Origin of the sequence: Scatolibacter rhodanostii, assembly GCF_900197595.1 — a bacterium.
GTDB lineage: Bacteria > Bacillota > Clostridia > Oscillospirales > Acutalibacteraceae > Scatolibacter > Scatolibacter rhodanostii.
Window position 1 is genome coordinate 471016 of record NZ_FZLO01000001.1, and the last position, 25216, is coordinate 496231.

A 25216-nucleotide genomic window follows, 5' to 3' on the forward strand; every position below is an offset into this window, starting at 1 on the left:
GAGGACAAAATGAGTAAAGTATTAGTAATAGGTTGTGGCGGTGTTGCTTCAGTAGCGATTCAGAAATGTTGCCAGAATAGCGAAGTTTTTACAGAAATCTGTATTGCTAGTCGTACCGTTTCAAAATGTGATGATTTAAAAGAAAAACTTGCTGGTAAGACAGCAACTAAAATTACAACAGAACAGGTCAATGCTGATAGTTTTGACGAATTAGTGGCATTGATTGAGAAAGTTAAACCAGACTTAGTAATGAACATTGCTTTGCCTTATCAGGATTTAACAATTATGGATGCCTGTTTGGCCTGCAAAGTAAATTATATGGATACTGCCAACTATGAGCCGGAAGATTTAACTGATCCTGATTGGCGTGCACAATATGAAGAACGCTGTAAAGTAAAAGGCTTTTCGGCCTACTTTGATTATTCTTGGCAGTGGGCCTATAAAAAGAAGTTTGAAGATGCAGGATTAACGGCACTGCTTGGCAGTGGGTTTGATCCTGGTGTTACACAAGCTTATTGTGCCTACGCACAAAAACATTTATTTGACAGCATTGATACTATTGATATTTTAGACTGCAACGGCGGCGACCATGGCTATCCATTTGCCACTAACTTTAACCCTGAAATTAATTTGCGAGAAGTCTCAGCAGCCGGCTCCTATTGGGAAAACGGAAAATGGGTGGAAGTTGAACCTATGAGCATAAAGAGAGAATACGATTTCAAGCAAGTTGGGCAAAAGGACATGTATGTATTGCACCACGAAGAAATTGAATCGTTGGCGGAAAATATTCCGGGTGTAAAGCGAATTCGCTTTTTTATGACATTTGGTCAAAGCTATCTTACACACATGAACTGCCTAGAAAATGTAGGAATGCTCTCTACTGAACCAATTAATTTTGAGGGAAATCAAATTGTTCCGATACAATTTCTGAAAGATTTATTACCAGATCCAGCTTCTTTAGGACCCAGAACAGTAGGCAAAACCAACATTGGGTGTATTTTTACAGGTAAGAAAGATGGTAAAGAAAAAACAGAATACATCTATAATATTTGCGACCATCAGGAATGCTATCGTGAGGTTGGTTCACAGGCGATTTCTTATACTACCGGTGTGCCGGCAATGATTGGCGCTATGATGCTGCTGACTAAACAATGGGATAAAGCCGGTGTTTATACAGTTGAAGAGTTTGATCCGGACCCTTATATGGACGCACTGAACGAGTGGGGACTACCTTGGGAAGTGGACCATGCACCTACCTTGGTGGAGTAAGGCCATGACAAATGATTTTCGTACACCTTATTTTTTAGTGGAAGAAGAACTTCTTGTAAGAAACTTAAAGATTTTGAAGTCAGTGTCAGATGTGACAGGATGCAAAATTTTATTAGCGCAAAAAGCTTTTTCAATGTATGCCACTTACCCACTTTTGGCGCAGTATTTAGACGGCACAACGGCAAGTGGCTTGCATGAAGCAAAGTTGGGGGCAGAAGAGTTTGGCAAAGAAACCCATGTATTTTCACCGGCCTATCGAGAAGATGAGTTTGAAGAATTGTTACAATACGCAGACCACTTTTCGTTCAACTCACCATCTCAAGTTAAGCAATTTGCGCAGAGAGCCAGAGAACTAGGTAAGTCGGTTGGCCTTCGTTTAAATCCGGAGTGTTCTACGCAAGAGGGACATGATATTTATGACCCTTGTGCATTTGGTTCACGCTTGGGGACAACACTTGCGCAATTCGATGAAAGTATTCTGCCTTTACTAGATGGGTTGCATTTTCACACACTTTGCGAACAGGATTCGGATGCACTCGAAGTTACAGTCACCGCGGTTGAAGAAAGGTTTGGGAAATATCTTCATGGGATGAAATGGCTCAATTTGGGTGGTGGACATCACATTACAAAAGCTGGGTATAACTTAGAAAGATTAATCGGTATCATTCAGCATTTGCAGAAAACCTATCAGTTGCAAGTCTATTTAGAGCCGGGAGAAGCAGTGGTTTTAAATGCTGGATTTTTGGTGACAAAAGTGCTGGATGTCGTGCATAACGGCATAGATATTGCAATCTTAGATACATCAGCGGCTTGTCATATGCCAGATGTATTGGAAATGCCTTATCTGCCGCCGCTGCAAAAAGCAGGGAAAGTAGACGAGAAGGCTTTCACCTTTCGTCTAGCAGGACCGACCTGTTTAACAGGAGACGTAATTGGTGATTACTCTTTTGATGGACCGCTTAAAATCGGCGATACACTTGTATTTGAAGACATGGCGCTATATACCATGGTAAAAACGAATACCTTTAATGGGATGAATCTTCCAAGCATTGTATATCGCAGACAAGATAAAACCCAGCAGTTAATCCGCTCCTTTTCCTATGAAGATTTTAAAACAAGACTTTCATAAATTTCCAGACAGAGAATAATAATTAGTACACAGTACCGTTAAATTTAGTTCAAGCGTGAGAAAGAGGAGCAAAAGAGCATCAATGAAATATAAGAAAATGAAGAAGGCGTTTTTTGTTACACTATTCATCATGTTATTTGTGATGAGTGCAGTTCCGGCTTTTGCCGAGGAAGATGGTATCCCATCTATTAAGGTTGATGTCAATCTTAATAGTGATGGTTCGGCGGTCATAACGGAGATATGGGATATTCACAATGTTTATGATGGAACAGAATATTATAAAGCAATAGAAAATACCGAAACTATGCAGGTACATTCTCTGCGAGTGTGGGATGAATCTGGAATAGAATATCAAAACCTGGCAAACTGGAACACCAAGCTTACTCGAGAAGAAAAGCAGGGTAAAAGTGGCATTCTAAAAACAAAAAAGGGATATGAATTATGCTGGGGTATCGGAGATTACGGTAATCGTCAATATACCATTCAATATACTATTGACGGCTTAGTAAAGAATTATGGTGATTATGCCGGTTTTTATCACCAGTTTATCTCTGACCTTTCCAGTACACCAGAATCAGGTAGTGTTCAACTTCAAATGGAAAATACGGTATTGTCAGCGGGTAACGCCAGAATTTGGGGTTATGGCTATGAGGGAGAAGTTAAAATTGGGAATAATGGTACATTAATTGCCTTTTCTAATGGTGAAGTGGAGGCTCTAAATTTGCTTTGCCGTTTTGATAAGAACTTATTTCCCACAGCTATGCGGGCAGATATAAGTTTTGAAGAGCTGCACGATCAAGCAGAAGATGAAAATTCTGACTTGCCTGCTATTATTCTTATCAGCGCACTTGTGGGCGGTTTTTCTATTTTTGTAGGATTAATGGCTTTCTTTACTTCTCGACATAAGCTTTCAGACGGAACGGTAGTACGCATTCCTTCTGAAAAGAAAATCGAATCAAATAGTATCGTTCCGTTTGGCGGAAACATTCCCGTTGTCTTCGCTTTAATGAAAATGCTGCGCAGGGACATTTCTCTCCAAAACAGTATGAGTGCCTATCTAATTCGCTGGCAAAAAGAAGGCTATATAAAAATGGAAGAAAGCGAAAAAGTCTCTGGTTCGGGAAAGATAAAAAAAGAAGATGCTATCATTTTTATAGCACACAAAGAGCCAATCCAACCTATAGAACAGTCTCTCTATACCATATTGAAAAAGAAAGCAAATGCCGATGGAATTCTTTGGTCATCTGCCATTGAGAAGTTTGCTGAAAAACTCTATAAAAAGCTTGAAAAGTGGACAGAAGAAGTCGGTCAGCTGGGCGAGGATGAGTTGATTCATCGTAATATTGCTGTGAAAAACGAAAAAGGCAAGCTACTATTTACAGCTTCTGGATTCGATCAGGCGGTTAGATTGCTAGGCTTCCAGAAATATCTAAAAGAAATACGTAATCCCACTGAAGATAGAAATGTACCTAGAGAGCTTTGGGGTGACTATCTCATTTTTGCAATTTTGTTTGGCATAGGTGAAAAAACATTAAAAGCCTTTAAAGCGTTAGATCCTGCTTATTTTGATACTTTCTCAGGATATTACGGTTGCAATCCGTATCAAATGATTTATATGATGAATATGATAAATCATTTTTCAAGCTCTGCCGCACCTGATATGGGTGGAACAGGAGGTTCATCCAGTATATCAGCTGGTGGTGGATTCTCTGGTGGCGGTGGCGGCGGAAGTCGCTAATGAAACTTGCCTATCTAACCGTTTATAGAAGAAAAAGCATACGTTTTGGGTTGTTTGTGTTATTGCAATAGTCGTGACATAAATAACGTAATAAATGTTATTTGGATTTAACTAGTGATACAACAAAAGCTTACTACCTATTATCCATTAGGTAGTAAGCTTTTCATATTTAATAGGTATGAATCAAATCTAAAAAATAAAGGTCTGAATAAAATTAGCCAATGAATTGTTGTGTCCAGTAGTTGCCGTCAGCAACATATCCTACACCAATTTGCGTGAAAGAAGCGTTCAAAATATTGGCGCGGTGTCCAGAAGAATTCATCCAGCCTTCCATAACAGCTTCAGGGGTTGAATAGCCCATAGCAATGTTTTCTCCGGCAGCACGATAACTAATGCCAAAAGAAGTCAGCATATCAAATGGTGAGCCGTAGGTAGGGCTGGTATGAGCAAAATAGTTATTGTCGTGCATATCCTGAGATTTTGCTCTCGCAACATTAGAAACATCTTGATTCAAAGTTAAGGGGGAAAGTCCGTTAGCTGCACGTTGTTCATTAACTAAGACAACTACTTGCTCTTCAAAGCTCAAATTATCTACATTTTGATTGTCTGGAATAGAGGGAGTGCTGCTCTCTACAGGTTCTGGCGTAGCAGGTGTGCTATTATCGGGTGTAGGAGTAGGTGTGCTGTTTGTTGGGCAAGAAGAAGTTGTATTTTCACAGCCTGGTAGGCAAACACCAAATCTTTTTAGGTATTCAGTGCATTCCGGAGAGTTGTTTGTACAAGCTTTTCCTTCTACATTGCATTCAGGTACATTTTGCAGTTGCTCACCTGTGTTACAATCCTTAATATCAGCAGATGGTTTTTCAGCTTGAGAAGCTGTACTGCTTTCTTCTTTTGTGTCAGTATTTGTTTCTACTGCACTTGGAATGGTGCTGTTTTCATTAGCAGCAATACTAGATTCACTGCTACTAGCAGAAGAAGGTAGTGTGCTGTTTTGAGCGTTATCCTTTGTGGTTGGATTTGTGCTGACATCACCTGTTTTAGATGAGGTATCAGCTTCATCTTTTACAGGAGAGGAAGAACTGTTAGAAGCACTGCTTAGGTTGTTTTCAGTGCTTGATAAAGTCTGATTTTCCTCGGGTAAAGCATTGGGTGAAGAGCTGCAGGCGGATGCAATCACCATAATGCCGGGGATAAGTAGTGTTAAAACTATGACAGATATGACGTGTGGCTTTTTATTGGATTTTCTCATATTGTCACCTCCTAGCTACTCATTGTAATACTTTTGTAATTTTTATCAAGCTGTAATTTTTTCCAAGCTTTCCAATGATCTTCAGATTAGGCAAGATGAAGTAATGAGAAAAGTGGAAGGGGGTTAAATAGATGACCCTTGTGTAGGGAGAGAATAAAGTGAAGTAAAAGAGCTATATCTTGTATAAACAGTGCAGTGTATGCTATACTTAACTTTGGTTAGTTATATCTAATTAAAAACAGGACTGCTATAAAAGGAGTTGCGAATGAACAACCTTTATGAAAGAGATGAAAAGCTCTCTCAAGAAAATATTGCCAGCGCTATCCGAATTTGGAACAGTGCGTCAGTTTCCCTGTTAGATATCCGTCATAATCTAATTTCATCTGAAGAAGCTTTGCGAGAGTATCGCTTACCAACTAGTGCATTTCTATATACAAGCAATGGTAGAGCAGAGGTGCTCTTGGGCGATAAGCCTCATCAGGTTGACCGATTTGGTTTATTTCATGCAGGAAAAGGAACAGAACTGTCGATTTACCCTCGATGTGATTGGCTGGAATATTATATGGTACTATATAAAGCAGAGGAATCACCCTTTTATAAGCGAGAAGAGATAAAACGGCTGGAGCAAGTAAATCCATTTCGGCAGGAATATGGTTTTACGCCTACTAACCCGTTGTTTTTTGCCGAACAGCTCCGAAAGATGTATGAAAAATGGAAAGGGCCGACACAATTAAATTTGTTTTATGGAAAAGCTGCTTTTTATCAGTTAATCTATGAAATTTATGAAGAATTGGATAAAGGTAGCGTACAAATATTAGAACCAGATATGATTGCAATAGCTCAACAATATATAGACAAGCATTATAGCACGGCAGTATCTATTCAAGAAATGCGTGAACAGTTGGGTATCAGTAATTCTCATTTTCATCGATTGTTTACAGCGCGAACAGGGCAGAGTCCTCAAGAATATCTCATAGCTAAAAGGCTTTCTGCTGCTAAACGATATTTAGCAGAGACAAATTGCACGCTTCGAGAAATTGCTGTAAAATCCGGTTTTTCAGATGAGCTCAGTTTAATGCGTATGTTTAAAAAGCATGTGCGAATGAGTACAACAGAGTACAGGGACATTTGTACATACCAAATGGGAAATTCGTCCATAGAAAAATTGATACCTTTTCCCTATAATGAGGAAGGTCGAGTTAGCACAGACAAACTCAAAGGAAAAGGAGCAACTTATATGTTCAATCAAATGAAGAATAAGACAGTAATGGCAGCGGCTTTGTCCGTGGTTATGCTGCTTTCAGCTTGTGGTACAGTACCGGCTAATACAAGTGAAGCGAGTTCTGCACGGGCTTCAGCTGTGAGCAGCCAAATGACAGAAAATGAGGAAAACACGTCTGTAGAAGAAAGTACAAGAACAATTAACACCATAATGGGTGAAGTAGAGGTACCAACGAATCCACAAAGAATTGTTGCCAGTGGATTTTGGGTAGGCGATATTTTAGCATTTGGAAAAGAGCCTATCGGTATTCAAGATTTTTATGTGAATACAAGTCCGTGGTCTGATCAGGCAAAAAATATTACAGTATTGGAGAAATGGGAGCCCGAACATATCATGGCACTAGAACCTGATTTAATTATAACAGGAGCATTTGGTGGCAAAGCTGATGACTACGAAGAACTTAGCAAAATTGCGCCTACTGTTGCCTTTGATTGGGACGACGAACCTGAGACACGTCTTCCACTGATGGCACAGGCATTAGGGCTTGAGGCAGCTGACGGAGAGGCTCTAGTAAACGAATACAATCAAAAAATTGAAAATTATAGGAAACAACTAAAAGAAACAGGTATATTAGACAAGACTATTACTGTTTTTCGAAACGATGGTCTTGTAGAAGATGGGTTAGAACTAGGCGGCGAAATAGGCTGGGGTGGCGAAGTCGTATATGGTTTATTCGACATGAAAATGCCTGAATCGGTAAAAAGACTAAAAGAATCATCAGACTCAAGCATTTCGAATGTTTCTTATGAAGTGGTTCCAGAGCTTTGCGGAGATTATATCCTTATGAATCAGAGTGATGTTGAGCTTATTAAGCAGTTAGATGATAATGCCATTTGGCAGTCTATTCCTGCAGTGCAAAATGGAAATGTGATCGTTGTTGAACCAGGAAAAGTATATTTCCCTGATATCATTACAGATACTTATAAATTGGAAATAATTTCAGAAGCTCTCTTGTCCTTGGCTAATAAATAGTAATATTGTATTAAATCAAGGCAAACTTTTTTTATAAAATATTGCTAGCTAAAAACTTCGACATTATATCCTCTATGGATTACGTCGAAGTTTTTTAGTTATTATTTATACTAATTATTTCTGTTCTTCACTTTAGATAGAAATTCTTGTTCTGACATATGTGAACAACGCACAGCATCGCAGATGGCTTCTGAAAGTACCGAAGCGGCAAGTGCACCCACCATACTGATATCGGCTTTTAGGTCTTTCCCGATAGATACAGCATAAATGGTGTCGCCATCTGCCATCGTACCGACAGGATAGATACAACGCCCAAAGGCGGCTCTCGCCATAGAAGCAACTTTACTCATATCTGCTTGTGAAAAATCAGCATTTGTGATGATGATGCCTAATGTGGTATTTTGTCTTGTGTTCAAAGAAAGAGGAGAAGTATACACTTCGCTTTCAGCACTGATATAGTGGGTGCGCTCTTTGTTCATCATTCCTGCTACTTTTTGACCTGTCTTATAGTCATGTATATCACCGAGTGCGTTGACAACTGCGATGGCAGCCATTTTTAAATCTCCAATTTGCACAGCATAATAACCAATGCCAGATTTTTCTCCCTGTGAAATATCACCCACTTTCCCCACGACCGCACCTGTTCCAGCACCAATTATGCCTGATATAGGGTTGTTCTTTTCAGAATCTTGGCAGGCTTTATAACCCATTTCAGCACTAGGAAAAATAGCAGGTTTTCCAATCGAAAGATCAAAAATGCAAGATTGACAAACAAGAGGAACAAAGCTACCTGAGGTGTAATAGCCCATTTTATGTTCTTGCAAATATTGCATAACACCGGTTGAAGCGGCCAGACCATAGGCAGAGCCGCCTGACAGCACAATAGCATTCAGCATATCGGATTCATTTGCCAATGGAGAAAGTAGATGCGTTTCACGAGAGGCAGGTCCGCCACCGCTGATATCAATTCCACCAGAGCAGGGTTTATCAAAGATAACAACGGTTACGCCCGTCATCCCTTCGTAATCTTGTGCATTTCCAATTCTAACTCCGTCGATATCGGTTATTTTAATTTCTTCCCAGCTGTTATTGCTTGTCATAAAAACCTCCTGCGGTTTGTGTGGTATCACGTCATGCAAATAGAAAATAAAATGTGGCCTATTTACAAATTTTAGTTGACACTCGAAATTGTTTATGATAGTATTCATATTATAACGATAGATTTAATATGAATCAATAGGGAGAGCGATATTTATGAAGAATTTTCTAAATATGTGTATGGCTAATTGTAACGCATCGGTTTCATGTCCGATGTGTATTTTTGCATGTCTAGAAATCTGTACTCCGCCCCCTGATGATTATTGTGAATTTTATTGTCTGTGAAGTTGTGACGCATATTATGCAAGCAAAAAGCAGTCCGTAAGATTTACGGACTGCTTTTTGCTTGTTTTTTTAGGAGGTATAATTTGGAATTATGGTTATGGTTTGATCTTGGATATACGCTTGTTCATACGCAGCGAGAAAACTTATTTCAAGAAGTGCTGCACGAATTTCAAATCCAGCGTAGTCTACAAGATGTTAAAAAAAGCTTTTACCTAAGCGACAAATATTTTTTTCGAATGTGTCCGGGTGTGCTTTCTCATCCAACAGAAAAAGATATGCTGAAATATTTTCGATGTCTATGCTCATTTTTGGAGATAGAAAATGATATAAGAATTTGGCAAGCATTTTCTTCTTTATCCACAAAACAAACAAGAAAATGGTTTGCTTTTCAAGACACAGTTCCCGTTTTAAAAGAATTACAAAAAGACTATCATCTTGGCATCATTTCAAATTGGGATGCTTCTGCACGAGATGTGCTGAAGCAAAACGAACTTACCAAATATTTTGATGAAATTCTCATTTCATCCGAGGTCGGTGTTGAAAAACCAAATAGAAAGATTTTTGAGTTAGCACAGCAGCAATCAGGTGCACAATCAAACGCATGTTTATACATCGGGGATAACTATTATGATGATTATAGAGGCAGTACAAAACTTGGTTGGCAGTGTATTTTGTTAGATTCATTTCAAGGTGAGGGAATTTCAGAAGTACGAGATGCTACTATTTTAGGTTCATTGACAGAATTATTAAACTATTTATTAAAAAATAATCTTCCTACTGAAAGAGGTTAATACCATGAAAAAATTATCTTTTATTCTAGTTTTTGCCACTCTATTTACCCTTGTTTTAACAGCTTGCTCGCCATCAGCTCAAGAATCGAAAGCCTCAACGCCTGAAAGTGAGAAACCGTCTTCTCAAGCGGAGACGGTATCGTCCGACACAACTACCGAAGAAGTAAAAGAGCTAAGATGGGGCTCTACAACAGAGCCAGTTACACTTGACCCACTGAATGCAGGGAATTCAGCAGATGGCAGAAGTATCTTATTCAACGTTTTTGAAGGACTTGTCAAACCTGACACAGACGGAAATCTACAGCCCGCTTTAGCAGAAAGTTATCAGGTGGAAGAAGGTGGACTCAAATATACTTTTCCGATTCGCACTGGTGTCAAATTTCATAATGGAGCTACCTTAACAGCAGAAGACGTTGTCTATTCGTTGGAGATAGCGAAAGAGCAGGGTTTCACCGGACTAGATCAGATTGATACGATTATCGCAGATGGCAATACAGTTGTGATTACTTTAACTGCGCCAGATACTTATTTTTTACCATTTCTAACGGTGGGAGTCGTGCCAAAAGACTATACCGACCGAGAGAATAAGCCGATTGGCACAGGACCCTTTTCGCTTGAAAGCTATACCCCTCAACAAAACATTGTACTCGTTAAAAATAAGGACTATTGGAATACCGAGCTTCCAAAGCTTGACAAGGTGACAATTCAATTTGTCAGCGATACAAACGCTCTTTTGACAGCGGTTCAAGGCGGAAATATTGATGGAGCCAGTATTATTGACTATTCACAGTTGCAACAGCTTGATGCCAATGAATATTCCTATATTGAAAGCCAGTCAGCCTCTGTGCAACTTCTTGCATTGAATAACAGCTATGGTCCGCTTGCAGATGTAAAGGTTCGTCAGGCAATCTCCTATGCTGTTGATAAAACGGAGATTATTGACACCGCTTTTTATGGCTTTGGTACACCGTCAGGCACACCGATTATTCCGGGTCTGAAAACCTATTTTAACAGTGAAGTGACCGATGCTTATCAAGCTGATATTGACAAAGCCAAACAATTGCTGACTGAAGCCGGCTATGGTGATGGATTTGATTTGGAAATTACGGTTTCTTCTAACTATACCATGCACCTTGATACCGCACAGGTCATCATCAATCAGCTCGCAAAAATTGGTGTCAATGCAACTATAGCGCAGGTCGATTGGGCAACTTGGCTAGAGCAGGTTTATTCAGGTCGTCAGTATCAGTCTACCATTATATCTATCGACGGAAACCTCGCTCCTTCCAGTTTTCTCAGCAGATATCGCTCAGATGCTAAGAATAACTTCATCAACTTCAGCAATGCAGAGTTCGACACACAATTTGATATCGGTTCCGCCACATTAGAAGAAAGCGAAAGAATTGAAGCCTATAACAAGGCGCAACAGATTTTGTCTGACAACGCAGCCAGCGTATACATTCAAGATATCAACAGCTTTAACGTATTGCGCAAGGACTTTTCAGGAGCGGTTGATTATCCACTTTATGTGTTCGATTTCTCCACCATTACAAAGAATTAGGTAACCAAAAATGAAAGCAATTTTAAAGAGAATAGGAATTACTGTTTTAACCCTTCTTCTTGTTTCTTTGCTTGCTTTTACCGCATTCCATATTTTGCCCGGTGACCCTGCCAGTTTGATTCTTGGCACGGAGGGTACACCGGAGCAATTGGAGGCATTGAGAGAAGAGTTGGGTGTGAATCGTCCGCTATGGCAACAATATTTTAGCTGGATTAGTGGCTTGTTTACCGGTCAACTTGGAAACTCTATCCGTTATCATACTCCTATTACAGCGTTGATAGCAGATAGGCTTCCCATCACCTTTACATTGTCTGTGCTAGCAATTATTTTAGTCTTGATCATTTCTTTTCCACTAGCCTTACTGGCAGCCAGAAAAGAAAATGGAATCATTGATAAAGTGGTTTCAGCAGGCAATATTTTGGGGATGTCAACGCCAGATTTTTTTACAGGTATTGTTTTTATATGGCTTTTCGGACTTGTTCTTAAATGGTTTACACCGGGCAAATATATTGGCTATCAAGAAAATATCGGTGAATTTGTTCAATACCTAATTTTTCCTGCATTGGCAATTGCAATTCCTGCCAGTGCCATGGTCACTCATTTTCTGCGTTCCTCGCTCATACAAGAGCTACAAGCAGACTATGTACGCACCGCTTACAGCAGAGGAGCAAGTAAAGGCTGGGTTTTAACACGGCATGCACTGAAAAACGCCATGCTTCCGGCTGTTACCATGCTCGGAATTATCGTGGGTTCTGTTTTTTCAGGAAGTATCATCATTGAAAAGGTTTTTACCATTCCGGGAGTTGGGCAACTATTGATTTCTTCTATTACTTCCCGCGATTTGCCTCTTGTGCAAACTTTGGTGGTTTATATCGCAGGGATCGTAGTTATAGCCAACAGTTTGGTGGATATTGTTATACAGATTATTGATCCACGTATTCGAATAAAGTGAGGTGAGTTTATGGTAAAAAAGAAAGATTTAAGAATCGGCATTATAATTGCTTCTGTCATTATTTTGCTGTCAATTATCAGTGTATTTTACTTGCCTTATGATATCAACGAAATGAATACGCAGGAGAGGTTTTTACCACCTAGCTTCACCCATTGGTTTGGTACTGATAATTTTGGAAGAGATATTTTTAGTCGCGTGATTGCAGGTGCAAAATATACCTTGTCGGTGGCATTTGCATCTGTGTTTATCGGCGTAACTCTTGGGGCACTATTGGGACTAACAGCAGGATATTTCGGCGGCATCGTCAGCGAAATTGTTATGCGTGTTATGGATGCGCTCAATTCTTTTCCGGGAATTCTGCTTTCACTGATGATGGTTGCTTTGCTGAAAAATGGTCAATTCACAGTTATTCTGGCACTGTCTATTCTTTTTGTACCATTTTTCACCCGTATTATCCGCAGCGGGACATTGCAGCAGAAGTCACGGGACTATGTAAAAATTGCACAGTTGCAAGGCGTGTCAAGCTTTAGAATTATTTTGGTGCACATTTTTCCTAACTTAATTCCATCGCTGTTTTCAGCGGTCGTCATTGGATTTTCCAATGCCATTTTATCTGAAGCCAGTTTGAGCTATCTTGGTTTGGGCATACAGCCGCCTCTGCCAAGCTGGGGCAGAATGCTGTCTGAATCGCAGACATTTCTTTTGAATGCACCGTGGTGCGCCTTGGCACCAGGAATTGTCATCGTATTAACGATTGTTAGCTTTCAATTGATAGGAGGTGGATTATCACATGAAGCCTCTGCTTAAAGCACAAAATTTGACAGTAGCTGTTCGTAAGGGAAAGAAATGGATAACGGTCGTTGACCATATTAATTTTGATATTAAACAAGGAGAAATTATTGGGATTGTCGGAGAATCGGGATGTGGTAAAACCCTCACGGCCTTATCAATTATGGGTCTTTTAGGCGCTCATGCCAAAATTGCAGAGGGAGAATTATTGTTTAAAACCGTTGATTTACAAGCAATTAGCCGCCAAGAAAAACAAAGACTGATGGGTTATGAAATTGCTATGGTTTTTCAAGAGCCAATGACAGCATTAAATCCCTTGATGAAAATCGGTGAACAATTAGCAGAACCGCTTCGACTACACGGCATAACAGATCGCAAAATGATTCATGATAAAGTAATAGAGATTCTGCATGAAGTGGAATTATCGGAACCGGAAAGGCTTATGCAGGCCTATCCGCACCAGCTATCTGGTGGTATGCGTCAGAGGGTGATGATTGCGGCAGCAGTAATATGCCGTCCTAAGCTTTTAATTGCCGATGAAGCCACGACTGCCTTAGACGTGACAGTGCAAGCACAAATCTTGCAGCTACTGAAAAAACTAAATCAAACCATGGGTTTGTCAATTTTGTTCATCTCCCACGATCTAGGTGTAATTCGCGCAATATGCGACAAGGTTATGGTCATGTACGCCGGAAAGATAGTGGAACAGGGAAGTGTCGGCAACATTTTTTATCACCCTCTGCACGAATACACAAAGGGTTTGTTTGGTGCGATTGCTGTTCCGGAAAAGAAAGGTCTTCCACTATCGAATATTCCGGGAAAAGTGCCGGCAGTTGGAGAAAAGCGATTAGGGTGTCCTTTTGCTCTTCGTTGCCCAAAGGTTCAGGATATTTGCCTGTCTGCGTTTCCTTCTGAAATTGCATTGGGTGAAAATCATAGTGTGAACTGTGCTTTAGTAGAGGCAGACCGTGAGGTGGAATATGTCCAAATATGAAACGGTATTAGAGGTAAAACAGGTATCAAATAGTTATAAAGGCAAGCTTGAAAAGAAGGTTTTAAAAGATATAAATTTTAAGATTCACAAGGGAGAAATCTTTGGGTTAGTGGGCGAAAGTGGAAGTGGAAAATCCACCTTAGCGAATGCTGTTTTAGGTATTATCGACTATAACGGAGAAATATTGATTGGCGGTAAAAACAGAAAAGATTATAATAGACGAGAGTTGTCAAAGCAAGTGCAAGCCGTATTTCAAGACCCGACGGCTTCTTTGAATCCTGCAAAAAAGGTGGGCTGGCTTTTAGAAGAACCGCTGCGTGTTCATAAAAGAGGAAGCGTATCGGAACGAATTCGCCGTGTGGATGAAATGCTGGAGCTGATTGGGTTAGATACAACTTATAAAAAAAGAAGAATAAATGAACTCAGCGGTGGACAAAAGCAAAGAATCTGCATCGGTATTGCCCTTATGCTAGAACCAGATTTGCTCATTGCTGATGAGGCGACCAGCGCATTGGATGTGTCGGTGGGTGCACAAATCTTAAATCTTTTCAAAGAACTTAATGAAAGACTGAATACTTCGATGCTTTTTATTTCACATAATCTCAATGTGGTTTATTGGCTCTGCGACCGAATAGCAGTCATGTCTTCTGGAGAGATTGTGGAATGCGGAGAGGCGCAGAACATCTACTATTCTCCCGAACATGAATATACGCAAGCACTGCTAAGTTCCATACCAAAACTTTCGTAGTTATCACAGCACAAGGAGGAAACGGCATGTCATTTTACAAAACAGAAAAACTAGAAAAAGATTTGTATAAAATTGTTGATATACTGTCAGAAGAACTATTTCCGATTCAAGTGTTTCTTGTGATAGGCAAAGAGAGGGCAGCCTTGATAGATACAGGTATCGGAATTGGCAGCATTAAAGAAGAAGTGGAAAAAATCACACAACTGCCAATTATCGTATTGCATACTCACGGACACTTGGACCATGTGGGAGGGGATAGGTGGTTTTCAGAACTCTATCTGCATCCACAAGAATATGTTTATTCGCAAGAGGAGGCCACTGAGCTGACACCGGTTAAACAAGAAATCCTGCTAAGGCTAACAAATGATGCTGCTTTGCTTGATGCAGCCGCCAATAAAATACAGCCTAATCCAAATCTACGCTATCTTTCGGTGAAGGAAGGAGACCACTTTGATTTAGGTGGTGTAATTTTAAAGACAGTTGAAATATCAGGGCATACGAAAGGGTCAATTGCTTTTGTGTCACAAGACGGACGCTTTGCTTTTACCGGAGACGGTATTGCAGATATTCATTGGTTTGACGAAGATGATGAATTCAACACAATAGAAGCTTTCTTAGAAACCCTAAATCATTTTGAGAAGTTTGCAAAAAATAACAAGCAAATTTATGCTTCCCATTTAAAAAATCCCTTTACCCCAGAACTAGTACACCAGCTTCAAACTGCAGCAAATAATATTTTGAATGGTTCAATAGATGACATCGAAAAAGCAGACTATCTTTTTTTAAAACACGGATACTTATATGCCCATAGGGTGGGAAATGCATGTATCTACTACAAGAAAGAGAACATTTATAAAAAGCAGGGTAGTAAGTGGAAATAGCCAATAAAATATTTTGTGAATTTGCGTGTTCAGGGGAGAAAAAATGAAGATATCTACAAAAGGAAGATACGCATTAGCTTCCGCTATTATAATGGCGAGGCATTATGACGGCCAAAAATATATAACGCTAACGAGTATAGCAGATGAACTCGGGTTGTCTAAAATTTATATGGAGCATGTTTTTTCTCTTTTAAGAAGAGAAAATGTGGTTTTAGCGGTCAAAGGGGCAGGGGGAGGCTATCGCTTAGCGTATCCTCCTTCTCAATTAACCGTGTTTGAGATTCTTTTTGCAGCAGAAAACAGCATGTTTGGTCCCACAGAAGAAACTGTTTCTCAAACAGCAGGAAATATTGAAAGCGTTATGCAAAAATATGTTTTTGATTATCTTGATGATAACATTCATTCGATATTGCGACAAATCACTTTAGAAAACCTACTAAGCCAAGCAGATAAAAAAGAGGAATCTTTTTAATGCCACCATGCCCCATAAAATTTATTTTCAATTTTAAGCAGTAAAAGTAATATTGTTTTTGTTGCTTTTTATAGTAATTTTAAAGATAAAACATACTAAACATATAAGGCATGCTTATAAAAAAGGGAGAAGTATACTACATTAAGAATTCATATTTCAGAATATATCCCAAAGTATTTTTTTCGCCTTAAATTGAATTGACATTTTAAAATTCAAATCATATAATAACCGTAAGATTAATATGATTAAGTATAGAAAGGAGAACAACAATGAGAAACAATATCAACGCAAATAAAATAATGATGGCGATGGGCAACTGTTGTATGCTCTGTTGTTCTATACCCAAATTTAATATTCAAAGCGGATGAACATATCTTTTACATGCTAAAAAGCAGTTGGGAGATGATTATCCCGACTGCTTTTTTATTTTATCACAACAATTTTGAACTAACTTTTTCCGCGCTTTATTCCTTTGTGAGTAAGAAACAAAAATAATTCTAAGATATAGCAAGGGGTTTTATAGATGAAACATTATCAAAAGATAGAATCTTCTCTAATTCATGGTGGGATTTATGGCGATGAGCGCACAGGCGCTGTTAACATTCCCATTTATCAAACTTCGACTTATCAGCAAGACGGTTTGGGTAAAATGCGGGGGTATGAATATTCTCGCACAGGAAACCCAACAAGAGAATCTCTGGAATCTCTCATAGCAGAGCTTGAAAAGGGAGAAGCTGGATTTGCTTTTGCTTCTGGAATGGCGGCAATTACAGCCGTACTAACTTTACTGAAAACAGGTGATAGGGTTGTGATTTCCAGTAATGTGTATGGTGGAACCTTCCGGGTATTGGATAAAATATTCCAATCATTTGGTATCAATTATACCATTGCCGATACGAGCAATTTAGAGGAACTAAGTCACGCGCTTACAGCAGATGTAAAAATGCTTTTAATCGAGAGTCCTGCCAATCCACTGTTAACGGTTACTGATATTGAAGCAGTTTCATTTTTGACAAGAGAAAAAAATATTTTGCTGGTGGTAGATAATACCTTTATGACTCCCTATCTTCAGCGCCCATTAGAATTGGGAGCAGACATTGTTCTACATTCAGCCACCAAATATTTAGGTGGACACAGCGATTTAATTGCTGGATTGGTGATTGTTAAAACACAGAAACTGGCAGAAAAGTTGCATTTCATTCAAAATGCCACAGGTGGAATTTTGCAGCCATTTGATTCATTCCTTTTAATCCGCAGCATTAAGTCACTAGGCGTTCGAATGCAAAGGCATGTGGAGAATGCAGAGATTATAGCCGATTGGCTAAATAAAAATGAGGCTGTTGCTTCCGTGTACTACCCTGGTTTACCAACTGCCCAAGGATATGAAATCAATAGAAAGCAAGCCAAAAATGCAGGAGCAATGATTTCTTTTGAGTTAACAGCTGAGTATGATATCAAAAAATTCTTTGAAAAGCTAAAATTAGTGGCACTAGCTGAAAGTCTTGGGGGAGTAGAATCGCTGGTTTGTCATCCTTCTTCTATGACACATGCTTCTATTCCCAAAGAAATTCGAGAACGAGTGGGCATCACCGAGAATTTAATTCGACTCTCAGTGGGTATTGAACATATTGACGACTTAATTCATGATTTACATTCAGCGATTGAGGGGTCAAAAAAATGAGTTTATACGCTTCTATGCAAGATTTGGTCGGTAATACTCCCATGGTGACTCTGTCACATTGCGGATTTTCAAGTCAGTTGAAAGTCTATGCAAAGTTAGAATTCTATAATCCTGCCGGAAGTGTAAAAGATAGAATCGGTCAATACATGATTGCCGATGCAGAAAAAAAGGGATTGCTTAAACCAGGCAGCACAATTATTGAAGCTACCGCAGGAAACACAGGTCTTGGTATTGCCTTTGCAGCTCTTAACAAAGGATATCAGTTGCTTTTCGTTGTGCCTACAAAATTTTCTCAAGAAAAGCAAACGCTGATGAAAGCTTTGGGAGCTGAAATTATAAATACACCTTTGGAAGAAGGTATGCTAGGGGCGGCTAAGAAAGCTGAGGCACTAAGAAACGAAAATCCAAATTCGATAACGTTGGAGCAATTTAAGAATGCCAGCAACCCCCTGGCACATTACGAAACAACAGGCCCTGAGATTTATGACGATTTAAATGGTAACATTGATTTTGTTGTGGCAGGCGCAGGCAGTGGAGGAACTTTTTCAGGAATCATGCAATATTTAAAAGAAAAAAATCCTGCCATAAAAGGTGTGTTAGCTGATCCGGTAGGTTCCACCATGGGTGGCGGTGAGCACGCAAACTACGACATCGAAGGAATAGGAAATGATTTCATTGCTGAAACCATGGATATGAATCTGGTTGATCGTGTAATTAAAGTGAATGATGCACAGGCATATGAAGAAGTTCGCTTGTTGGCGAAAAAGGAGGGGATCATTGCTGGTTTATCTTCAGGGGCAGCCTTAGCAGCAGTGCGAATTCTGCAGAAAGATGCAGTTGGAAATATCGTTGTTGTTTTTGCAGATAGAGGCGAGCGATATTTCAGCAAGAATATTTTTGGATGAACAAGAACACTCTGACAAAGGAGATGAACAAAATTAGATGTCTATCAATTCCTAAACCAATGAGACAGATAAAATGAAAAAAGTGCTGCTCGGATTTGGTCTTTTGGATAGTGCTAGGCTAGTAAGTCCTTTTAAGTACTAAACTTAAAATAAAAGAACAATAAGAAAGGGTTTGAACATGGAACGAAAAGAATATACAGCAGCTAAAAATTATACCCTGTTTTCTTTTACAGGTGTGCCGCAAAAAGAATATAGACCGATATATATTGAAAAAGCAGACAACATTTATGTATGGGACGAAAACGGAAAAGAATACATTGACCTTGGCTCACAATTAGTTAATGTCAACATCGGCTTTGGCAATCAAAATATTATCAAAGCTATTCAACACCAAGTGGAAACCCTTGCCTACGTTGCCCCAAAGCACTCCTATGAACAACGTGGAGAATTGGGTGAGATTCTAATTGAAGAAATCGCTCCGAAAAATATGCAGAAAGCATTTTTCACATTGGGCGGCTCAGATGCCAATGAGTTTGCCATCCGTATTGCCAAGACTGTCACTGGACGTGACAAAATATTTTCGAAGTATGAGTCTTATCACGGTGCAACCTATGGAGCAGGAAGCTTGACCGGAGAACCTGACAGAGCTTCTCTTTTTCCAACTATACCAGGATTTATAAAATATCAGGCGCCCCATCTCTATCATTATGATATTGAGTTTGCCACAGAAGAAGAAGCGACAGCGCATTTTCTCAAAAGGCTTCAATATCAGTTCGAGATGGAGGGTCCAGATAAAATAGCCGCTTTTTTTATAGAGTCTGTGACAGGAAGTAATGGAGTGTATTTATACCCCAAAGGCTACCTAAAAGGGGTTAGAGAGTTGTGCACCAAATACGGAATTTTGATGGTTTGCGACGAGGTTATGTCAGGATTTCTCCGTTGCGGAGAATGGTTTGCGTGCCAAAAAGAAGGCATAGAACCTGACATCATCACTTTTGCCAAAGGTGTGAACAGCAGTTATGCGCCGCTTGGCGGGGTGCTCATCAGCAAAGAAATTTCAGAGTACTTTGACAACAATCCTTTTGCAACAGGCTTAACCTATAATGCGCATCCACTTGGTGTAGCCGCTGCTATTGCTTGTATCAGGGAGTACCAGCGTTTAGATATTAAGACACACGTCAATCAGCTTGCACCTATCTTGACAGAACAATTAAACTGGTTGAAAGAGAAACATATCTCAATCGGTGATGTACGCTCTACCGGCTTATTTGGTGCAATTGAGTTTTCACAAAACCGTGAAACACATGCCAAAATCAGCACAGACAAAGAAGGCCGGCCTTTCTTGCAGCAAATGCTGTTGGTCTTGAGAGAATATGGCTTGCTCACATTTGGGCAAGGTTCTACAATTCTGTTTGCACCTCCACTAATTACAACAGAAGAGCAGTTGAACGAAATTATAACAAGGCTTGACAAAGCAATTGAATATGTCGATGACATTGTAAATTCAATCTAAATAGTAAATAAATTAAGAGAAAGAATAGGTGATTTGAAATGGCAAGAGTAAATTTAGTGCAATATGAAGAGACAGAGGGAAAAATTAAAGAGGCGTTTGACGCTCAAATTGCAAAAAGCGGAAGTGTAACTAACATGAAGAAAGCACTTCTCAACGACATTGATGTTTATGATTCGTACCTAACTTGGTATCCGCTCTATAGCAGAGTAAACGAAATCGTTGGTAACCGTGCAGCGGTCATCTTTGCCCATGCAATTTCCACAACAAACAACTGCCTGCTTTGCTCTTTATTTTTCATCAGTGATTTAAAAGCATTGGGTGAAGACCCAAATTCTTTTGAACTCAATGAAAAAGAAGAACTGCTTTCACAACTTGGACAGCAGATTGTAAAAGATCCTTCTAATGTCAGCGATGAACTTTTTGTAAGATTAAAAGAAAACTTCACAGATCAAGAAATTGTCGTTTTGGTTGGGTTTGCCGGTCAAATGATTGCCACCAATAATTTTAATTCAGTTTTAAAAGTGGATGTAGACCAACGTTTAGTGCCAATCATCGAAGATTTTAAGCCTGCCACATGGCGTGAAAATTTGCAATAAGAGGTGAGATAAATGGCAGAGCCAACTTATCATTTTGATACACTGAAAATTCATGCAGGATATAATCCGGCAGACCACAATTATGCAGTGTCTGTTCCAATCTATCAAACGGCTGCCTATGAACTAGGTAGTGTTGCCCGTTCAGATGATTTGTTTTCTTTCAATTCAGAAGATTCTGTATATACAAGACTATCTAACCCTACCATTACCATTTTAGAAAAACGCATTGCAGAGCTGCATGGAGCTACAGGTGCGATTGCATTAGCTTCAGGTATGGCAGCAGTCTCTTATGCACTTTTAAACGTGGTGGGGGGGAGTGGACGAATTTTAACCACGCCGCGCCTTTATGGTGGTACGATAGACAGTTTTGGGCAGGTATATAAAGAATTCGGTATTGAGGTTGATTTGGTAGAAGATTCAGACAGTGTAGATTCTTTTGAAAAAGCCATTCGAGCTGATACAAAAGCAATTTTTGTGGAAAGCATAACGAATCCTAATGCTACTGTGACTGACTTGGAGCCAGTTGCAGATCTTGCCCATAAATATAACATTCCGCTGCTTGTGGATAACACAGTAGCCACACCCTACTTACTGAATCCATTTGATTATGGGGCAGATATTATTGTGTACTCGGCCACGAAAGCATTGACAGGTCATGGCAATGCCATTGCAGGCTTAGTAGTCGAAAACAATCAATTCAACTGGGCCAATGGGAAATTCCCTCAGTTTGAAGAAAAGCTCTATTCGCTGCGAGATATTGATGATAGACAGCGTTCTGTGCTAGAGGTTTTTTCAAAGATTCCATTTACGGGCAGAATCCGTGCACTTTATTTAAATTATTTAGGTGCAGCTCTGTCTCCTTTTAATGCGTATTTAGTGCTGATTGGTCTAGAAACACTTTCTGAAAGAATAGAAAAGCAAGTTTCTAACTCTAAAAAAGTAATTCGCTTTTTAGAAAATCGAAGAGAAGTGCTTTGGATAAAACATCCTGAAGCAAAAGAGAACCCGTATCGTGATTTAGCAAAGAAATATCTACCCAAAGGTAGTGGTGGCATTTTTTCGTTTGGACTTTCTGGAACAGCAGAACAGCGAAGAAATTTTATAGAAGGCGTAAAAGTTTTTAGCTATCAGGCAAATATAGGAGATGCCCGTTCGCTGATTATCAATCCGTCCCGAACCACTCACACTGAACTAGATGAAGAACAGCAAAGATTAGCTGATATCGTTCCTGAAACGATTCGTCTCTCTATTGGGTTAGAAAACGCAGAAGATTTAATTGCTGATTTAGATCAGGCATTTGAGCTTGCTTTTCAAAAATGAAATAGTGACATCGTTATAGATTTTTTGGTAAGGCTAAGCATAATTAGCCAATAAAAAAGTAGGATTTTCATGTGTGCTTTTTGCTCATGAATTTTCTGCTTTTTCATTTTTTATTTGTCTTTGTGGATAAAAATCACTTCTTACCAAGTAGATAAATATGTGTTTCGATATTCTTTTGCTACACAAAGGCGACAATATCTGCTATAATAATAGCGTGTTTTTAAATAGATTCCCTATAATTCAGTAGAATTGGAGCAAGGCATGTACCGAGTTGTTTTATGTGAGGATGAAGAAATATTTTTACAGGCCCAAGAAAAAACTTGTAGAAATATTCTTGAAAAACTAAATATAGACTATCAAATTGCTATATTCTCTAGTAGCACTGATTTTCTTCATGCCTTTTTTGACCAAGGCATGAGATATGATTTATTGTTACTCGATATAATAATGGATGATGTAAATGGTATAACTCTTGCCAAAGAGATACGAAAGAAAGATACCTCAGCTGCCATTATTTTTATTACGTCAAGCAGCGAGTACGCTCTACAAGGATATGACGTTAAGGCTCTTCATTATCTAATGAAACCTTTAAATGAAGATATCCTTACCCAGATAATAGAAGAAGATTACAATAACCGGTTCAAAATGGATTATTTAGTGTTGGAATCAGATTTAGGAAAAATGAGAGTAGCCTTAAAAGAGATTGTCTGCGCTGAAACAATTGGACGAAGAGTGAAAATTACACTTATGCAGAATCAGACTGCTTATTTCTATGGCACACTAACTGATTTTTTAACCGAGCTGCCTCATGATATATTTATACGCTGTCACCAGTCATATGCTGTCAATATTTCAAATATTCGCGAGCTTACCCGACAAGATGCCATTACTTTTAACGAACAGCAGATACCGGTCAGCCGCACATTTTTTAAACAAGTAAAACAAGCATTTTTACAGAAGATGCGAGAACAATAAGCCTATTTGTGAGTAGATATAAATGCGGAGGCAAAAGAATGAGAAGTCAGACCAGTGGTTGGAGAAGAGAATGCAAAAAAGCTTTTTCGTGGAGTCTTTTAGCGGCAATTCTTTGCGGATTGCTACTGCTGACATTCGCTGTTTTCTATTTTACCTCATACTCACATCCATATATGAATAAGAATATGGCTGATATTTCAGATAACTGGCAATATTATATTGGCTCACAAGGTTCAAAGCAGAAGATGTCAGTGCTTCAACAAGTAGATGTTCCTGCAAATGAAACCTTGACAGTGACTCGCCCATTAAAAGAATCTTTTCAAAACGCTGCATTGATGCTAAAAAGCAATCATCAACGCTTACGGGTCTATTTAGACGATCATTTGATTTTTGAAAGTCCCTATGACCCCAATGTAAAAAACCCTGGCATGGGTTTGCATTTTATTCTGTTGCCGGAAAACTACTTAGAAAAATTACTGCGTATTGAAATAACATCGCCATATGCAGCCTATTCCGGCGCGCCTTACAGTGTTTATCTTGGAGATATTCCTTCGCTAGAAGCGTATGGATGGTTTAGCCGCTCTTTACCGCACAAACTCCTAATGGTGTGCTGCCTGGCAGCAGGCGCTTTTATGATGGGGCTTGCTATAGTTGGAAGAAGACATAATCCGGATTGGTGGGGCAACTTTAGCTTTGGTGTTTTCTCTGTCTTGTTTGGTTTCTATTTTCCCAGCGGTGATGCAGTTGCCTATCAACTGTTGTCGCCTGTTTTGGTTTCGCAAGTTAGTATTGGTTTATATTATTTATATCCTATACCATTGATGCTATATTTTTATTCTCAGTTTAGACATTTTCGCAAAGCTTTTTTACCGGCAGTCGTTCTGATGTCGGTGTTTTCTGCTACAGCATTTAGTCTGCAGATACTGGGTGTTTTGGATTTTCCTGAATTACTCAGTGTGTACAATCCTCTCTACATACTTTCTTCGATTTATCTGATTATATTGGGCTTTGCACAGATAAAAAAAGGCGGACGGTTTATACGCTTCACTATCCCGTGGTTAACACTCGTATTCTTAATTTCTATGCAGAGCTTAATATCATTTTACACAACCCGTGTCAAGCAAGATGAAACACTGTACGAAATGGCTATTTTTACATTAATTTTGGTGGTATGGCTCTACAATGTCCAAGAATATTTGCGTATTAGAGCGCAAGAACAACATGCAATATTGGAATTGCGTACGCAAAACAAACTTATTTTGCAAAGTTATCAGAATACCACAAAACATCTAGATGAAGTGGCTGCTATCCGCCATGAAATGAAAAATCATATCGCTGCTATGCAGATTCTCATGGAAAACGACGAATATAAAGAAACTACAGAGTATCTTTTACAGCTGTCAAGACAACAAGAACAGGTACCACAGGTACAATATTGTGAACACTATTTGCTGAATGCTATACTTAACGTGTATTTGTTCAAGCTCAGAGAGAGCGGTGTTAAAATATCGGCTGATATTTCTGTTGCAAAGGAGTTAAACATTCCCGCTGACGATTTAAGCAGCCTTGTCATGAACATTTTAGACAACGCCTCAGAGGCTCTTGCCAGAATGGGAGATGATGTGGAAAAATGGCTGGAACTAAATATTCGCACAAAGAATCCGTATCTATACATTTTCTGCAAAAACCCAAAATCAAACTCTATTGAAGAAAGTGAAGGGGGATATATTTCTTCTAAACAAGACAAGATGGGGCATGGTTATGGCTTAAAAGTTATTCGCAAAATTGTAGAGAAACATGATGGTTTGCTGGATATTGACTATACAGAAAGCTTCTATTCTATCGAGGTGGCCGTAAAAGAGATTACGAAGTGATTGTTGGGTTACCTCAGTAAGTATATTAAATCGGAAGAACTTTTCTTCCGATTTTTTCTCTGTTTAAATGTAATCGCAAAAATACTGCCAATTTTGTTCGTTTTCTTACCAGTTTTGCAACTGACCTTGCTATTTATTC

The 25216-nt window shown here is 39.2% G+C and carries 21 protein-coding genes; 19 read left to right on the plus strand and 2 right to left on the minus strand.

What is annotated here, in order from left to right; translation table 11 throughout:
- Positions 1-9: 9 nt before the first annotated feature.
- The 3 genes from CS931_RS02170 to CS931_RS02180 all read left to right on the plus strand — a co-directional run bounded on the left by CS931_RS02170 (position 10) and on the right by CS931_RS02180 (position 4136).
- Positions 10-1269: a saccharopine dehydrogenase family protein gene (locus tag CS931_RS02170; protein WP_099204113.1), complete on the plus strand. Its 1260-nt coding sequence runs from the start codon at positions 10-12 to the stop codon at positions 1267-1269.
- Positions 1270-1273: 4 nt separating this feature from the next.
- The gene (gene nspC, locus CS931_RS02175) at positions 1274-2398 is read left to right on the plus strand and encodes a carboxynorspermidine decarboxylase (RefSeq protein WP_099204114.1); all 1125 of its coding nucleotides are present in this window, start codon (positions 1274-1276) and stop codon (positions 2396-2398) included.
- A gap of 82 nt (positions 2399-2480) precedes the next feature.
- Positions 2481-4136 carry a DUF2207 domain-containing protein gene (locus tag CS931_RS02180; RefSeq protein ID WP_099204115.1) on the plus strand — a complete coding sequence of 552 codons (1656 nt, stop codon included), beginning with the start codon at positions 2481-2483 and terminating at the stop codon, positions 4134-4136.
- 214 nt (positions 4137-4350) lie between these two features.
- On the opposite strand, the gene CS931_RS02185 is transcribed toward CS931_RS02180, so the two are convergent.
- Positions 4351-5388: a CAP domain-containing protein gene (locus CS931_RS02185; protein WP_242964874.1), complete on the minus strand. Its 1038-nt coding sequence runs from the start codon at positions 5386-5388 to the stop codon at positions 4351-4353.
- Between the two features lie 265 nt (positions 5389-5653).
- Between CS931_RS02185 and CS931_RS02190 the strand changes: the two genes are divergently transcribed.
- Positions 5654-7642 carry an AraC family transcriptional regulator gene (locus CS931_RS02190; protein ID WP_099204116.1) on the plus strand — a complete coding sequence of 663 codons (1989 nt, stop codon included), beginning with the start codon at positions 5654-5656 and terminating at the stop codon, positions 7640-7642.
- Between the two features lie 110 nt (positions 7643-7752).
- Here CS931_RS02190 and CS931_RS02195 read toward each other — a convergent pair whose 3' ends face one another.
- Positions 7753-8742, minus strand: a complete 990-nt coding sequence (locus CS931_RS02195) for a P1 family peptidase (protein WP_099204117.1) — start codon at positions 8740-8742, stop codon at positions 7753-7755.
- A 366-nt stretch (positions 8743-9108) separates the two neighbouring features.
- Between CS931_RS02195 and CS931_RS02200 the strand changes: the two genes are divergently transcribed.
- From CS931_RS02200 to CS931_RS02270, 15 genes are all read left to right on the plus strand, one after another.
- Complete coding sequence (locus CS931_RS02200; protein ID WP_159459718.1) at positions 9109-9816, plus strand: HAD family hydrolase; 708 nt, start codon at positions 9109-9111, stop codon at positions 9814-9816.
- Between the two features lie 4 nt (positions 9817-9820).
- The gene (locus CS931_RS02205; protein WP_099204119.1) at positions 9821-11377 is read left to right on the plus strand and encodes an ABC transporter substrate-binding protein; all 1557 of its coding nucleotides are present in this window, start codon (positions 9821-9823) and stop codon (positions 11375-11377) included.
- A 10-nt stretch (positions 11378-11387) separates the two neighbouring features.
- The gene (locus tag CS931_RS02210) at positions 11388-12329 is read left to right on the plus strand and encodes an ABC transporter permease (RefSeq protein ID WP_099204120.1); all 942 of its coding nucleotides are present in this window, start codon (positions 11388-11390) and stop codon (positions 12327-12329) included.
- A 9-nt stretch (positions 12330-12338) separates the two neighbouring features.
- Complete coding sequence (locus CS931_RS02215; RefSeq protein ID WP_099204121.1) at positions 12339-13136, plus strand: ABC transporter permease; 798 nt, start codon at positions 12339-12341, stop codon at positions 13134-13136.
- Positions 13120-14112: an ABC transporter ATP-binding protein gene (locus CS931_RS02220; RefSeq protein WP_099204122.1), complete on the plus strand. Its 993-nt coding sequence runs from the start codon at positions 13120-13122 to the stop codon at positions 14110-14112. Before CS931_RS02215 ends, CS931_RS02220 begins: the two co-directional genes overlap by 17 nt.
- Positions 14099-14860, plus strand: coding sequence for an ABC transporter ATP-binding protein (locus tag CS931_RS02225; protein WP_099204123.1), 762 nt, complete (start codon positions 14099-14101; stop codon positions 14858-14860). Before CS931_RS02220 ends, CS931_RS02225 begins: the two co-directional genes overlap by 14 nt.
- A gap of 26 nt (positions 14861-14886) precedes the next feature.
- A complete protein-coding gene (locus tag CS931_RS02230) occupies positions 14887-15741 on the plus strand; it encodes an MBL fold metallo-hydrolase (RefSeq protein WP_099204124.1) in 855 nt (284 codons plus the stop codon).
- Positions 15742-15784: 43 nt separating this feature from the next.
- Complete coding sequence (locus CS931_RS02235) at positions 15785-16213, plus strand: RrF2 family transcriptional regulator (RefSeq protein ID WP_099204125.1); 429 nt, start codon at positions 15785-15787, stop codon at positions 16211-16213.
- Positions 16214-16736: 523 nt separating this feature from the next.
- Complete coding sequence (locus tag CS931_RS02240; protein WP_099204126.1) at positions 16737-17894, plus strand: trans-sulfuration enzyme family protein; 1158 nt, start codon at positions 16737-16739, stop codon at positions 17892-17894.
- Positions 17891-18799, plus strand: a complete 909-nt coding sequence (locus CS931_RS02245; RefSeq protein ID WP_099204127.1) for a PLP-dependent cysteine synthase family protein — start codon at positions 17891-17893, stop codon at positions 18797-18799. The genes CS931_RS02240 and CS931_RS02245 overlap by 4 nt, the downstream gene beginning before the upstream one ends.
- A 178-nt stretch (positions 18800-18977) precedes the next feature.
- Positions 18978-20312 (plus strand): aminotransferase class III-fold pyridoxal phosphate-dependent enzyme, encoded by a 1335-nt coding sequence (locus CS931_RS02250; protein WP_099204128.1) that lies wholly within the window; start codon positions 18978-18980, stop codon positions 20310-20312.
- A 38-nt stretch (positions 20313-20350) separates the two neighbouring features.
- Positions 20351-20908 carry a carboxymuconolactone decarboxylase family protein gene (locus tag CS931_RS02255; protein ID WP_099204129.1) on the plus strand — a complete coding sequence of 186 codons (558 nt, stop codon included), beginning with the start codon at positions 20351-20353 and terminating at the stop codon, positions 20906-20908.
- A gap of 12 nt (positions 20909-20920) precedes the next feature.
- Positions 20921-22228 carry an O-acetylhomoserine aminocarboxypropyltransferase/cysteine synthase family protein gene (locus tag CS931_RS02260; protein ID WP_099204130.1) on the plus strand — a complete coding sequence of 436 codons (1308 nt, stop codon included), beginning with the start codon at positions 20921-20923 and terminating at the stop codon, positions 22226-22228.
- Positions 22229-22489: 261 nt separating this feature from the next.
- Complete coding sequence (locus CS931_RS02265; RefSeq protein ID WP_099204131.1) at positions 22490-23203, plus strand: LytR/AlgR family response regulator transcription factor; 714 nt, start codon at positions 22490-22492, stop codon at positions 23201-23203.
- Positions 23204-23241: 38 nt separating this feature from the next.
- Positions 23242-25077 carry a GHKL domain-containing protein gene (locus tag CS931_RS02270; RefSeq protein WP_099204132.1) on the plus strand — a complete coding sequence of 612 codons (1836 nt, stop codon included), beginning with the start codon at positions 23242-23244 and terminating at the stop codon, positions 25075-25077.
- Positions 25078-25216: the final 139 nt, after the last annotated feature.